We start from the raw sequence: 13,709 nt of genomic DNA, 5'->3' as shown, positions 1-13,709 counted from the left end.
AATTTTAATTCGGACTTATTTGAAGATGATCCAGTTTTTTTTCAACCAAAGTTTTTTTACCCACAACTTTAAATCCAAGTTTTAAATAAAGGTTTTTCGCCAGCGGATTATTTTCATCAACCAATAATCCCAAAGTCTGTTTATTTTTATGTACATATTCATCAATTAGAAACTGAAGTATTTTAGAACCAATTCCTTTTCCCTGATGTTTCGGGTTTATTCCCACCGAATCAATATAATATTCACCAGCCTGTGTTTCTTCTTCAAGATAAAAATCAGGATTAAAATTGAGATGTACATAATGAATAATAGGGGCGCGCAATTCGCGTAAATCGGCACCATTATAAACGCTTACTGCGCCAATAATTTCATTTTCAGACTCGGCTACAAAACAATTCTCATACGAATATTGATTACCTTCTCTTTCAGTAAAATAAGAAACCAATTCGAGTGCGCTGTCATGATCTTTCTTGCCCATATATTTATAAATGATGTCCTCCATTGCCAATAATAAAATAGGAGCAATGTATTTTGAATCGGATATATTGGCTTTGCGGATATTCATTTTGAAGAGATTTTTAAGCAAATTTACTTTTTAAAAATGTTTTTTCACGCAGATTTAAAAGAGATTTAAGCAGATAAACGCAGATCTTTTTAATCTGCCTAAATCTGTAAAATCTGCGTGAAATAAAAAACTTAGCATCTCAGAACCTTTTCAAATTGCTGAATTTGTACCAATATAAAATAAAAATATACCAGTTTTAAGAATCAAACGACTCGTATCTTTGTTAGTATATTTTAAACCAAAAATAAAAAAAACGATGAAAGCAATAGGATTCAAATCATCATTACCCATAGAAGAAAAAGACAGTTTTATAGAATTTGAAACTGCAAAACCCATACCCGGAGCGCACGATTTATTAGTAAAAATTGATGCAATCTCCGTAAATCCGGTTGATTTTAAAATTCGCCAGAGTGCTGCAAAAGATACCGTTCTGGAAAACCCAAAAATTATTGGCTGGGATGCCGTAGGAATTGTACAGGCAGTTGGAGAAAAAGTAACTTTATTTGAAGTTGGCGATCCGGTTTATTACGCCGGAGATTTAACAAAACAAGGAAGTAACGCCGAATTTCAAATTGTTGACGAAAGAATTGTAGGTAATAAACCAACATCATTAACGAATGCAGAAGCTGCCGTGATTCCGTTAACCGGTTTAACAGCCTGGGAAATCCTTTTTGACAGAATCAGAATCAATCCTGAGAAAGACAAAGGAAAATCAATCTTAATTATCGGAGGTGCCGGCGGTGTTGGTTCTATCGCCATTCAGCTATCAAAGAAAATCGCTGGTTTAAATGTAATTGCTACAGCTTCGCGTCCGGAAACAATAAAATGGTGCAAACAGCAAGGAGCCGATTTTGTTGTAGATCATAAAGATTTAATTGCTTCGGTTAGAGAAGCTGGTTTTCAGCAAGTAGATTTTATTTTAGATTTTGTTGATACCAATGCATATTGGGATATTATGTCGGAATTAATTAAACCACAAGGACATATTGCTTCGATTACCGGAAGTGCAGAACCTGTTGTTTTAAATAAATTGAAAAGTAAAAGTGTTTCCTTTTCATGGGAATTGATGTACACACGTTCGATGTTTCAAACGGAAGATATGATCGAACAGCATCATATTTTAAATAAAATCGCCGATTTATTAGACGAAGGTGTTTTAAAAACAACTTTAAAAGAAACCTATAAAGGACTTTCTGCAGAGAATCTTAAAAAAGCGCATCAGCTTTTAGAATCCGGAAAAACGATTGGTAAAATTGCTATTAAATATTAATTGCATTTTTAGAAAATTAAAGAAATCCCATTTTATAATGGGATTTTTTTGTTTAAAAACTCAGCAGCTTTGTCAAAGTTTTAAACTTTGACAAAGCTTTACACGCACAGTTATGTATTTAAAATTAATTGCATTCCAAAAGCTAGAATAGTATTTTTGCGATCCAATACCAAAACTTACTACATGCGATTCTTATTCGTTTTCTCTGTTTTTATCCTCTCTTTTTCGGCAAAATCACAAGCAGTTTCTGGGACTGTAAATGGTGCAAACGGAAAACCATTATCTGATGTTTTGATTCGGAATTTGATTTCTAAAACACACGCTCACACAGACATAAACGGAAAATTCACTTTAGAAGAAACTAAAATCGACGACAGCCTTCAAATTTCAAAACAAGGATTTATTACACAGAAAATAAAAATTTCTGCAACTGATTTACTTTCAATTCAATTAGAAGAAAAACCTTTTTTACTGGAAGAAGTTACGATTACCAACAATTTGAAATATCTTAATACAATTTCAAAAATAGATTTAGAAATTCAGCCAGTATCTAACTCGCAGGATTTATTGCGTAAAGTTCCGGGGCTTTTTATTGGCCAGCACGCGGGCGGGGGAAAAGCAGAGCAGATTTTTCTGCGTGGTTTTGACTGCGATCACGGTACGGATATTAATGTTACGGTAGACGGGATGCCGGTTAATATGGTTTCGCACGCACACGGACAAGGTTACGCCGATCTTCATTTTGTGATTCCGGAAACGGTAGATAATATCGATTTTGATAAAGGTTCTTATTTTGCAGATAAAGGTGATTTTACAACGGCGGGATATGTTGGTTTTAATACTAAAAATGCTTTGCAAAACAGTTCACTGTCTTTTGAGGGCGGACAGTTTGATACTTTTCGTACTGTGGCTTTGTTCAATTTACTGAATAAGGAAAATCAGTCGGCATATTTTGCGGGAGAATACATGATGACCGATGGTTATTTTGATGCGCCGCAAAACTTTAACCGAATTAATTTGTTTGGAAAATATGCTGCAAAAATGAATAACGGAGATAAACTGGCAATTGCTGTTTCGCATTTTAAAAGTCAATGGGATGCCAGCGGACAAATTCCGGACCGTGCAGTAAACGACGGAACAATTTCGCACTATGGAGCAATTGATCCAAATGAAGGCGGAAATACGGGAAGAACCAATTTCAACCTGCAATATGATGCCAAAATTGACGAAAACGCACATATTAAAAACACGGCATATTTGAGTAAATATGATTTTGAATTGTATTCGAATTTTACTTTTTTCCTGAATGATCCTGTAAACGGCGACCAAATCAAACAAAAAGAAAACAGAACCATTGTTGGTTTTCAGTCGGAGTATAATGAGAAGCTAAACGAAAAATGGCTTTTTAAATTAGGTGCAGGATTAAGAAACGACAACAATAAAGATGTAGAATTGTCGCATACTTTAAGCCGAAAAACGGTTTTAGAATATTTGAGTTTAGGAAGCGTAAACCAAACTAACCTTTTTAGTTACACCAGTTTTGATTTTACATCAGGAAAATGGCTGATTAATTCAGGTGTTCGCTTGGATTATTTCAAGTTTGGATATGAAGATCAACTGGCTTCAACTTATACAAATCAAACGCAGACAAAAGCGATTGTAAGCCCAAAACTAAATTTCCTATATACTCAAAATGATAAACTTCAGTATTTTTTAAAATTAGGAAAAGGATTTCACAGTAATGATACACGCGTAGTTGTGGCGCAGAAAGGCGAAAAAATCCTGCCTGAAACCTACGGTGCCGATTTAGGAATTAACTGGAAACCGTTTCCAAGAATGATTGTAAACTCAGCAATTTGGTATTTGTATTTAGCGCAAGAATTTGTGTATGTGGGCGACGAAGCGGTTGTTGAACCAAGCGGAAAAACAGAACGTAAAGGTTTTGATTTTGGTTTTAGATACCAATTAACAAACTGGTTATTTTGGAATACCGATTATACGTATACACACGCCAGATCAATTGACGAACCAAAAGGAAATGATTATTTACCGCTTGCTCCGGTTCATACTTTAATGAACGGATTTTCGGTGAAGGATTTAAAAGGGTTTTCGGGAAGTTTAAGAACACGATTTTTGGGTGATCGTCCGGCGAATGAAGATAATTCGGTTGTGGCAAAAGGATATTGCATCACAGATTTCTCTGTAAATTATCAAATTAAAAAAGTTTCGATAGGGGTAAACATCGACAATATTTTTAATACAAAATGGAAGGAAACGCAATTTTTAACAGAATCCCGTTTAGCAAATGAAACGGATCCTGTAGAAGAAATTCACCTTACGGCAGGAACACCATTTAATGCCAGATTGATATTGAAATACAGCTGGTAGAGGATCCAAAAAAATAGAAGGAAGGTTGTCTCAAAAGTTGAGACAGCCCTTATTTTTTGTATAATATTTCTATGTTCCAGAGGGACATCTCGTCGGTAGAAAAAAATATGTTATTATTATTTTACGTTCCGTAGGAACGTTTGGTTTTAATGTCATTTTTTAATTATCTGAATGTGTCAAACGTTCCTATGGAACGTAAACCCAGACAATTATTGTTTTTTCTACCAACGAAACATTCCTATGGAATGATAGTGATAGCTAAATACAAAGTTTTTACAATAAGAATTCTGTAAGCCTTTCCTTAAATTATATAAAATTTTTGAATTTTTATTTTGGATATTTGAAGCTATAACCCAAATTAATTTAATAAATATCTACTATGAAAAATTTAAAGTACATTTTGATTCTTTCGAGTGCATTATTTGCCTTTAACTGCAACAACAACGATGATGATCCTGAAAATGGAGGCGGAACCGTAACCGATCCTGTAGAAACTAATCCTGCAAATACACAATATAAACCTGCTTTTTCTGGCCAGACCAGAATTAACGGTATGACTACCAATACAGAATTTAAAACAGAAATCATTACATCGGCACTTACAAGTCCGTGGGGCGTGAAAGTGCTTCCTGACGGCCGACTTTTGGTTACTCAAAAAACAACGGGAACATTACGTATCGTGACAACTGCCGGAGTGGTCAGCGCGCCAATTACAGGTTTACCAGCTGTAAATCCTGCGAATCAGGGAGGTTTATTAGGTTTATGCCTTGATCCTGATTATACAACAAACAAAATGATTTATTGGGTATTTTCTGAAGCCGTAACAGGCGGAAATATTTCAGCTGTTGCAAAAGGAAAACTGGCAAACGACGAAAAAACTATCGAAAACGCAACCATAATTTATCGTTCAAGTCCTGCAAATCCTAGCGATTTGCATTATGGAGGAAGAATTCTGTTTGATCAAACCGGAAATCTTGTGGTAAGTACGGGAGAACGTTCTGTATTGCAAACCCGACCTTTGGCACAATCCTTAACGGCAAGTCTTGGTAAAGTAGTCAGAATTACAAAAGACGGACAGGCTGCACCCGGAAATCCAACTTTTGGCGGCGCAAATGCTTTGCCAGAAATATACACATACGGACATAGAAATCCGCAGGGGCTTGCTATACATCCGGTTACGAAAGAAATTTGGGAGAGTGAACACGGACCAAGAGGTGGTGACGAAATCAATCGTTTGAAAGCGGGAACAAATTATGGATGGCCAACGATTACCTACGGAATTGAATACAGCGGACAGCCAATTGGCGACGCTATTCAACAAAAAGCGGGAATGGAACAGCCGGTTTATTACTGGGATCCTGTGATTTCTCCTAGCGGCATGACTTTCTATTCAGGAAATCGTGTGCCGGAATGGCAAAATAATCTTTTTATTGGTTCATTAAGCGCTACGCATATTGCCCGACTTGTTATTAGAGATAATAAAGTAGTTGGAGAAGAAAGATTATTGGCCAGCGAAGGCCAGCGTTTTAGAGATATTACGCAAGGTGCAGATGGTGCTTTGTATGCGGTAACAGATCAGGGAAGACTTTATAAAATAGATAAGAAGTAATTATCAATTGTTAATTATAAATTATAAAATGGCGCTATATGCGCCATTTTTTTTGAAATGATTTGAGAAAAAGGTTTCAAGTTATAATATGAAACGTGTTTGTAAGATTTTGGTTGTTAGTAAGTTGTAACTTAGTTATCCTTTAAAACAACAAATCATGAAAACAAATCTCATTTGGGATACTGCCTTAATTTTCATAAAAAATAAGGCAGCACTTCTATTATTTGTAATTCTTGGTACGCAGTTTACTTTTAGCCAAGAAAATGACAAACCAGAAACTCCAAAAGTTTTACCACAACCCGATTTTCACTTTTCGGGATATGTAGGCAGAACTTATCTGGATTCAGATCCGCCGCAATTCCCTCAGCCTGTAAAAGCACCAAAAGGCGCTCCAAACGTGGTGTTAATTTTATTAGATGATTCGGGATTTGGACAGTTTAGCACTTTTGGCGGAGGCGTACCTTCGCCAACAATGGATAAACTGGCGGCAGAAGGAATTCGTTACAATAAATTTCATACCACAGCGCTCTGCAGTCCAACGCGTGCAGCCTTAATAACAGGACGAAATCATCATTCGGTTTCTTTTTCAGGAATTACAGAAGCGGCTACAGGTTATGATGGTGCAGTTTGCATACTGCCCAAAAATGCAGCAACTATTGCCGAAGTTTTACGTCAAAATGGTTACATGACAGCATGGATTGGTAAAAATCACAATACACCCGCTTGGGAAACCAGCGAAGCAGGGCCTTTTGACCGCTGGGCAAATGGTTTGGGCTTTGAATATTTTTACGGATTTAATTCGGGAGATATGAACCATTGGAACCCGGTTTTGTTTGAGAACCGAAATCTTGTTCCGGCTTCTCAGGACCCAAACTACCATATGACGGTCGATCTTGCAGACCATGCTATTGCCTGGGTTCAAAAAGTAAAATCGATCGCACCAGATAAACCTTATTTTTTATACGTTGCGCCAGGCGCGGCACATTCACCGCATCATGCTCCGCAAGAATGGATAGACAAGTTCAAGGGTAAATTTGATATGGGATGGGATGCTTACAGAGAGCAGACTTTTGAAAGACAGAAAAAGCTGGGTGTTATTCCTGCTGATGCAAAACTTACGACAAGACCGGAGAGCCTGCCTGCGTGGAGTTCACTCAATGCCGATCAAAAACGTTTGTATGCCAGAATGATGGAAGTATTTGCAGCCTACGGTTCGCATTGTGATTATGAAATGGGAAGAGTGGTCGATGCTGTAAAACAACTGCCGGATGCAGATAATACCATTATCATTTACATTGCCGGAGATAACGGAGCAAGTGCCGAAGGTGGAATTGAAGGATCTGTAAATGAAAATTTGTTTTTTAACGGAATTCCCGAAAAATGGCAGGATAACCTTAAAGTGATAGACGAATTGGGCGGACCAAAACATTTTAATCATTTTACGGCAGAATGGGCGTGGGCAATGGATACGCCATTTCAATGGACAAAACAGGTTGCCAGTCATTTTGGAGGAACAAGAAATCCGATGATTATTTCATGGCCGGCAAAAATTAAAGACAAAGGAGGTTTAAGAAGCCAGTTTACGCATACCATTGATGTTGTGCCAACAATTTATGATGTTATTGGGATCACACCTCCGCAAGTTGTAAACGGTATTACTCAAAAGCCTATTGAAGGAATCAGTTTTGCTTATACTTTTAATGATGCCAAAGCAAAAGAAAAACATACGACCCAATATTTTGAACTGGCCGTAAACAGAGGGATTTATCATAATGGCTGGATGGCTTCGGCATTATCATTTGCGCCTTGGAACCCAAATCGTGGTGCATTTGATCCCGATAAACAAAAATGGGAACTTTATAAAGTCGATGAAGATTTTAGTCAGGCAAATGATTTGGCAGCAAAAAATCCGCAGAAATTAAGAGAACTGCAGGATTTATGGTGGGTCGAAGCGGCGAAATATAATGTACTTCCGCTGGATTGGCGTGCTGTTGAAAGACTTAACGGTGAATTAATGGGAAGACCAACGCTGGCCGGAGACACGAATACTTTTACTTATTATTCCGGACAAGTGGGTTTGCCAAACGAAGCCGCGCCGCGTATTCTCAATAAATCATGGTCGATTACGGCAGATATTGATGTTCCTGACAATGGAGCAGAAGGAATGATTGTAACACACGGAGGTTTAGTGGGCGGATACGGACTGTATGTGCAAAACGGAAAACCAAACTTTGTTTACAATAATCTTGCTCTGGAACGCCCAACAGTTTCAGGAAATGAAGTGCTGCCAAAAGGAAAAGTAAAACTGGTTGTTGATTTTAAATACGAAGGTAAAGGAGAAGAAAGAGGAAAAGGCGCAACAGTTACGCTGCTTGTTAATGGCAAAAAAGTAGGGGAAGAACATCTGGAAAGAACAATTCCGCTTCAAATATCTCTTAATGAAGGTTTAGATGTGGGGATGGATGTAGGTTCTCCAGTCGATTTTAATTATAAACTTCCTTTTGAGTTTACCGGAAAAATTGAAAAAGTGACCTATAACCTGAGTGAAGATAAAGGGTCAAAAACAGGAAAATCTGTGAAAGCGAAATAATTAATAAAACCATTTTTTATGAAAAAGCTATTTCTATATCTGAGTCTGCTTCTTCTTGTTTTAAGCAGCTGTAAAAAAGAATCTGACGCTGTAGATTCAGGCAGTAATTCGTCAGCTTCCAGTTCAGACGGTTATGAATTTGTTGGAGGTTATCCAACCGAAAAAACAATACAAAAAGCATACGATGATGCTGATTTAAGCCGTGCTGTACAAGCTTATAAATTTTTCTATCCAACAGTTTCGGGTGAAGGTTTGGTAAAAGGGAATGACTCTATTAAAATCATACCAAACAGTTCATTTGGAACATTAGATACAAAACCGGGACAAATAGGATTTACATTAAATTCTGATACTCCTTATGGGCCAATTCCAATCGATTTGTCTAAAGGGCCTATGATAATTGATGTTCCTAAAGGGCCGCTTATTGTGGTTGCTATGGACGTAAATCAGCGATGGGTTGCCGATATGGGAATTCCGGGTCCCGATGCTGGAAATGGCGGAAAACATTTATTACTGCCACCTGCTTATAAAGGTTCTGTTCCGGGTTCTGGTTATCATGTATGGAAATCTTCATCCAACAATCTTACGGTTGGAATACGGTCACTTCCTGTAGGCGGTGATGTAAAAGCGGCAATGGAACGCATTAAAACGGTAAAAGTATATCCGTTAAACAAAGCAGCAGACTGGAAAGAACCAACCTGGCTGGAACTTACAGATAAACCTCAAAATACAACGCCTGTTGCATGGGAAAATAATATTAAATACTGGGAAGCGCTAAATGATGTAATTCAGCGTGAACCTGCTTATGATGGGTATCGAAATTATTACGGAGAACTTGCTGTATTAGGCATTATAAAAGGAAAACCTTTTAAACCCGATGCACGTTTGAAAGGAATACTCGAAAAAGCGGCGAAAATAGCTAATGCGCAAATGAGAGTACAATCGTTTGCCGACCGCCGCCCTGATAAAGTAGTATGGAATGACAGAAAATGGGAATGGGTTGGCTTAAGATTTGAAGACGGAGACTTCAATACCCAAAACTATGTTGATCTTGATGGTCGCGAAACATGGTTTTATCAGGCTATTGGAGCCTCTCCTTCAATGTTTCGCAGAAAAGAAGGCTCTGGGTCGTTATACTGGCTTGGGCTTAAAGACGGCACAGGAAAATATGTTGATGGTGGAAAAACATATAAATTAACTATTCCTACGCCTGTTCCTGCAAAGCTTTTTTGGTCGGTAACTATTTATGATGCTCTTACGAGAAGTCAGGTTATAACAGATCAAAATAAAGCGGCCCTGCGCTCTTTATTTGAATTGAAAGATAAAATAGGAGGAAAGAGTATCGATTTGTATTTTGGCCCTAAAGCTCCTCAGGGAAAAGAAGGACAATGGATAAAAACACTGCCTGACAGAGGCTGGTTTGCTTATTTTAGAATTTACGGCCCAGAGGCGGGTGCTTTTAACGGAAGTTGGAAACCTGGGGATTTTGAACTTGTTGAGTGATTAGTGAAAAGTAATTAGTGAAGAATGATTAGAGAAAAGCGAAATAACAATAAAAGCTCAATTTAAAAATTGAGCTTTTTTATATCTATATAGTAACTAATCACTAATTACTTTTCACTAATCACTAACAATACTATTCAATTGTAACTGTCATATTGGGTACAATAATATCTCCGTTGCTTCCGCTGTATCGCTGGGCAAAAACTTCGATATAATCATTGTTAACTAATTCTGTGGTTGCATTTAATGGCAGTACAATAATATCATTTGCAGCCAGTCCTCTTCCGTAAACTTTATATTGACTTATGGCAGTTCCATTTTTAGCAATATAAATGATGTATATACCGGCAGCAGGTACCTGAAAAGAGATAGATCCTCCAACCTGGAAAATTCTTTTCTTTTTCCCCAGATAACGTAAACGATTTGCAGCATCAGTTGAAAATCTAAATAGATTTGAATATGTTGTAGTAGGCGTTCCTGAGCCTACTTTTACTATATTACTTGGATTAGCACCATTTGTAAAACTGACTGAAAGGCCTAATCCAACAGCATAATCCATCGCAAAATCGGCTGTAGCATTTGCGTCTGTTTCTGTTGGTATTCCTGCTGATCTTACACTCCAGCTATTATTAAAATTAAATCCCGTATACGTTCCCGTTGTATAGGGTTTTACATATCCTGTTGTGTTTGTACCCGTAAATACTACAGATTCTAATACTGCATCTCCAGAGATGGTAAGTCCGGATGTAGAAACATCAAATCCTATCGCAGTACCGTCAACCTGACTAAAACCGCCTTGTTTTTCTACCAATGTAAATGTTCCGGTTAGTTTTTCGTAGGTTCCTGTATTATTGCCAAACCAGCCCATGTTACTTAGTAACAGCTGCGTTATATTATTGTAAGTGATACCGGTTGTATTTCCTGAAAATTGAACAATACTAAAAAACACCAATCCAAAACCAGATATTGTCCCCACACTGGCTGAGTTGGCAACGACACAGTCCCTAAAAACTAAATTTTGAGCTGCTGTTCCACTCAGGTTAAAAATACTCCCGGTTACGGCTCTAAGTGTAACATTTTTTATATTTCCGCCTGTAGCACCTTCAAAAATATTTCCTGATGTTCTAAGTATAATATCCTCATTAGAATCTAATCCTTGAACGTATGCATTATTGATTTCAATTGGTAAATTGAATATAACAAGACCATTTATTTCATATAATGTGTTGGAGGTTAAAAGGTATTTAGTTCCTCCGCCGTTTGACAGCTCAGTTGCGAGAACGGTTGCTAAATTATCTGTAGATTTTATACGTTTAAAATTTATTCTTGGACTTGTACCACTGCTGATAACTAACCATGATGTTGAACCTGAAGAATAATGGTAAAAAGCTTTTAAATCAGTATCATAAACAATTAATCCGTCAGCAGGAGAAGTTATTGCATTTCTTTGTACTGTTGTCATTCTGGGAGCCAGCATTCCCTGACTTGTCGATGCAATATCTAAAACAGAACTGGCATCAGGTGTAACTGTTCCAATCCCTATTTGTGCATTTGCAATATATGATAAAAAGAAAAAAGTAAATATTAATAGTGTTCTGCAATTTGTTGAGGCTATATTTTTCATAATTTCAGGTTTTAGAGAGTTGAAAAGCAATAAAAAACATTATTAATTTCCTGCATTAGAAATGATTACTTTTTGGGCAATTTTTTCATTATCGACAGTTATGAAGGTCGCAATATAAACCCCGGAACTTAAACCGGAAGTAGAGAAACTATAATTTTCTTCAGCACCCAAATTCTCTTTAGATTGTACTGTTTTACCAGCAATATCATAAAGGTAAAATGATTTAAATGCAATGAAATCCGGATTTGAAGCTTTTAATAATCGGTGTGAATTGTCCTGCATAATGAAAAAATTACTTTTAGTTTCTTCATTAGTGCCCAGTGATTTATCTGTAAAAGTAATTTTGAAACGATCAGGAAATACGCCGGGCGGAATTGTAACTTCATAATTTCCGGTTTTAATATTGTGATACGATGCATCTACGGCATCATATATAAATATTTTTTGTGCAGGGTCGAAGTTTATAACTTCAGGAATATAAAATTTAAGAGTCGTGCTGGCTTCGGCCTTTACGGTTAAAGGAATTTGTTTGGTAACGTCAAAATTAGTGCCTGTAATAATATAATTTTTTCCTTCCATCAAAAAGAAAGTATCGCTGGGAAAGTTATCCATGCTTACAGCGTCAAGACCTCTGTCAACACCGTCAGTAGCTTCGGGTAAAAAAGCAAGAGCCAGCTGTCTTGTAAATTCGTTGTTGATAATAGCATTTATCCTGATGTGCGGAATATCATTTGATGCTTTTTCTGATGTTTCCTTTTCTTCAGTTTTATTCGTAGTTTTGTCTTTTGCTGGTTTTTCAAATTCCGACAAACTTTCGCCTTCTTTATAAAATATTCGGTACGAATTTCTAAATGTTACCGTTCCGTTTGCAACTCCTTTAATCACAAAACCCTGCCCAATAGGCGCGTATTTACGCTGGCGCATAAGTCCTGATGAAGTACCAACAGTATTCAACGAACCATCGCCATTATAACTGTTAAAAGTACCAGGAACATAAATACCGTTTGAACCTAAACTTCCGGGAGAATAAGTGGCGTATCCGCCTCTGTAAGCACGAATTAAATGAGAGTTTACGGTTTTGTCCTGTTCCCAGAAATAAGCAATTCCGGTACAGGCATTATTTAAAGGATCTAATAAAAAAGCATTTAAATGCAGTGCAGACGGGTACGGATTTCCAGTTAAAGTAGAGGCATTGGCTGCGCCAACTGTAACAGTAATATTTCCGTCATTAGGTTTTCCTCTAAAATCATAACGCTGTGCGCCAGTTCCTCCGGGATTATTTGCTCCAGTTCCTTCAGGATCTACAGCATCAGTCCCGCTGGTTCCTTTCATCGTAAAACCTTCACCGGGTGCCAGCGTGGTTGTAGTTCCAACCTGAACCCATTGCGAATAACTATTGGCGTTGGTCAATTTATAAATCCATCGTGAAGCAATAGCCAGCGGATTTGCAGTTCCGTCCAAACTAGCTAACGGAAGAATTGTTGCAGCAGTCGAAGCAGTCGAAGTCGTTGGCCTGTTTAACAGGGTAATGCCAAAATTCTGGTTGCCACCTGCCGCTACATTAGTGCCTACGGGAGAACACCAGTAATTGTAGTCAAAATTATCTGCGCTTCCTTCCTGATACACAGACACGATTCCGGTTCCTACATTAGTTGAAGTTCCTGTTGTACCCTGAACCAGTTGAGATAAATTACGCAGATATAAGTTTGAATTTGCGGCTAAGTTTATATCCTGCTGCACGTAAAGAACTTGACTTTTTACATATACGGGAGTACTTGCACCAACATAAATCTGTCCAAAACTTTGAATAGAAATCATATAAATTAATAAGGCAAACTTTTTCATAATCTTTAGTTTAGTTAAAAATTAGATGCTCTTGAAACCCTTAATTATATATTTCTGCCTGCAGCAAATAGTTGCTGTTTCCTTACCCGCATGATTAAGAATTCACTTTTATGAAAAACGGAAAGTAAAGTACGATTGTAAACTAATTTAATTGTAAAAAAAAGCTGCGTGAATTAGTTTACTAACTAGAAAAATACTTACTTATTAGTTGTAATAAATCAAATATTTAAGAAATTTACTATACTCAAATTTAAGTGGTATGCAATTCAGTTTTTTATATAATTTCCTGCAGATGTTATATAATTTCCATTTTTA

8 protein-coding genes are annotated in these 13,709 nt (G+C 37.1%); 5 read left to right on the top strand and 3 right to left on the bottom strand.

Going from position 1 to position 13,709, the window contains the following annotated elements; genetic code table 11:
- Positions 1–4: 4 nt before the first annotated feature.
- Positions 5–565 (bottom strand): GNAT family N-acetyltransferase, encoded by a 561-nt coding sequence (locus tag BUE10_RS02165; RefSeq protein ID WP_073481844.1) that lies wholly within the window; start codon positions 563–565, stop codon positions 5–7.
- Positions 566–821: 256 nt separating this feature from the next.
- Here BUE10_RS02165 and BUE10_RS02160 point away from each other — a divergent pair, with 256 nt between their 5' ends.
- The 5 genes from BUE10_RS02160 (at position 822) to BUE10_RS02140 (ending at position 9,925) form a co-directional block, all read left to right on the top strand.
- Positions 822–1,835 carry a zinc-binding alcohol dehydrogenase family protein gene (locus tag BUE10_RS02160; RefSeq protein ID WP_073481841.1) on the top strand — a complete coding sequence of 338 codons (1,014 nt, stop codon included), beginning with the start codon at positions 822–824 and terminating at the stop codon, positions 1,833–1,835.
- 183 nt (positions 1,836–2,018) lie between these two features.
- Positions 2,019–4,223 carry a TonB-dependent receptor gene (locus tag BUE10_RS02155; protein ID WP_073481839.1) on the top strand — a complete coding sequence of 735 codons (2,205 nt, stop codon included), beginning with the start codon at positions 2,019–2,021 and terminating at the stop codon, positions 4,221–4,223.
- A gap of 379 nt (positions 4,224–4,602) precedes the next feature.
- A complete protein-coding gene (locus BUE10_RS02150) occupies positions 4,603–5,832 on the top strand; it encodes a PQQ-dependent sugar dehydrogenase (RefSeq protein WP_073481836.1) in 1,230 nt (409 codons plus the stop codon).
- 157 nt (positions 5,833–5,989) lie between these two features.
- Entirely contained in the window at positions 5,990–8,422 is a 2,433-nt protein-coding gene (locus BUE10_RS02145; RefSeq protein WP_073481834.1) for an arylsulfatase, read from the top strand.
- 18 nt (positions 8,423–8,440) lie between these two features.
- The gene (locus BUE10_RS02140; RefSeq protein ID WP_073481831.1) at positions 8,441–9,925 is read left to right on the top strand and encodes a DUF1254 domain-containing protein; all 1,485 of its coding nucleotides are present in this window, start codon (positions 8,441–8,443) and stop codon (positions 9,923–9,925) included.
- A gap of 133 nt (positions 9,926–10,058) precedes the next feature.
- Here the strand turns inward: BUE10_RS02140 and BUE10_RS02135 are convergent, their stop codons facing one another.
- Both BUE10_RS02135 and BUE10_RS02130 read right to left on the bottom strand, forming a co-directional pair.
- Positions 10,059–11,549, bottom strand: coding sequence for a hypothetical protein (locus BUE10_RS02135; protein ID WP_073481829.1), 1,491 nt, complete (start codon positions 11,547–11,549; stop codon positions 10,059–10,061).
- A 42-nt stretch (positions 11,550–11,591) separates the two neighbouring features.
- Positions 11,592–13,394 (bottom strand): T9SS type A sorting domain-containing protein, encoded by a 1,803-nt coding sequence (locus tag BUE10_RS02130; RefSeq protein WP_073481826.1) that lies wholly within the window; start codon positions 13,392–13,394, stop codon positions 11,592–11,594.
- Positions 13,395–13,709: the final 315 nt, after the last annotated feature.

This window comes from Flavobacterium sp. CF108 (assembly GCF_900129795.1).
In the GTDB taxonomy this organism is placed as follows: domain Bacteria; phylum Bacteroidota; class Bacteroidia; order Flavobacteriales; family Flavobacteriaceae; genus Flavobacterium.
Note: the sequence above shows the minus strand (reverse complement) of the source record. Positions and strands in the feature narration are given on the sequence as shown.

What these genes read in the sequence shown, in the direction of transcription:
- BUE10_RS02165 (WP_073481844.1), bottom strand. Translation starts at nt 565, where the DNA reads ATGAATATCCGCAAAGCCAATATATCCGATTCAAAATACATTGCTCCT.
- BUE10_RS02160 (WP_073481841.1), top strand. Translation starts at nt 822, where the DNA reads ATGAAAGCAATAGGATTCAAATCATCATTACCCATAGAAGAAAAAGAC.
- BUE10_RS02155 (WP_073481839.1), top strand. Translation starts at nt 2,019, where the DNA reads ATGCGATTCTTATTCGTTTTCTCTGTTTTTATCCTCTCTTTTTCGGCA.
- BUE10_RS02150 (WP_073481836.1), top strand. Translation starts at nt 4,603, where the DNA reads ATGAAAAATTTAAAGTACATTTTGATTCTTTCGAGTGCATTATTTGCC.
- BUE10_RS02145 (WP_073481834.1), top strand. Translation starts at nt 5,990, where the DNA reads ATGAAAACAAATCTCATTTGGGATACTGCCTTAATTTTCATAAAAAAT.
- BUE10_RS02140 (WP_073481831.1), top strand. Translation starts at nt 8,441, where the DNA reads ATGAAAAAGCTATTTCTATATCTGAGTCTGCTTCTTCTTGTTTTAAGC.
- BUE10_RS02135 (WP_073481829.1), bottom strand. Translation starts at nt 11,549, where the DNA reads ATGAAAAATATAGCCTCAACAAATTGCAGAACACTATTAATATTTACT.
- BUE10_RS02130 (WP_073481826.1), bottom strand. Translation starts at nt 13,394, where the DNA reads ATGAAAAAGTTTGCCTTATTAATTTATATGATTTCTATTCAAAGTTTT.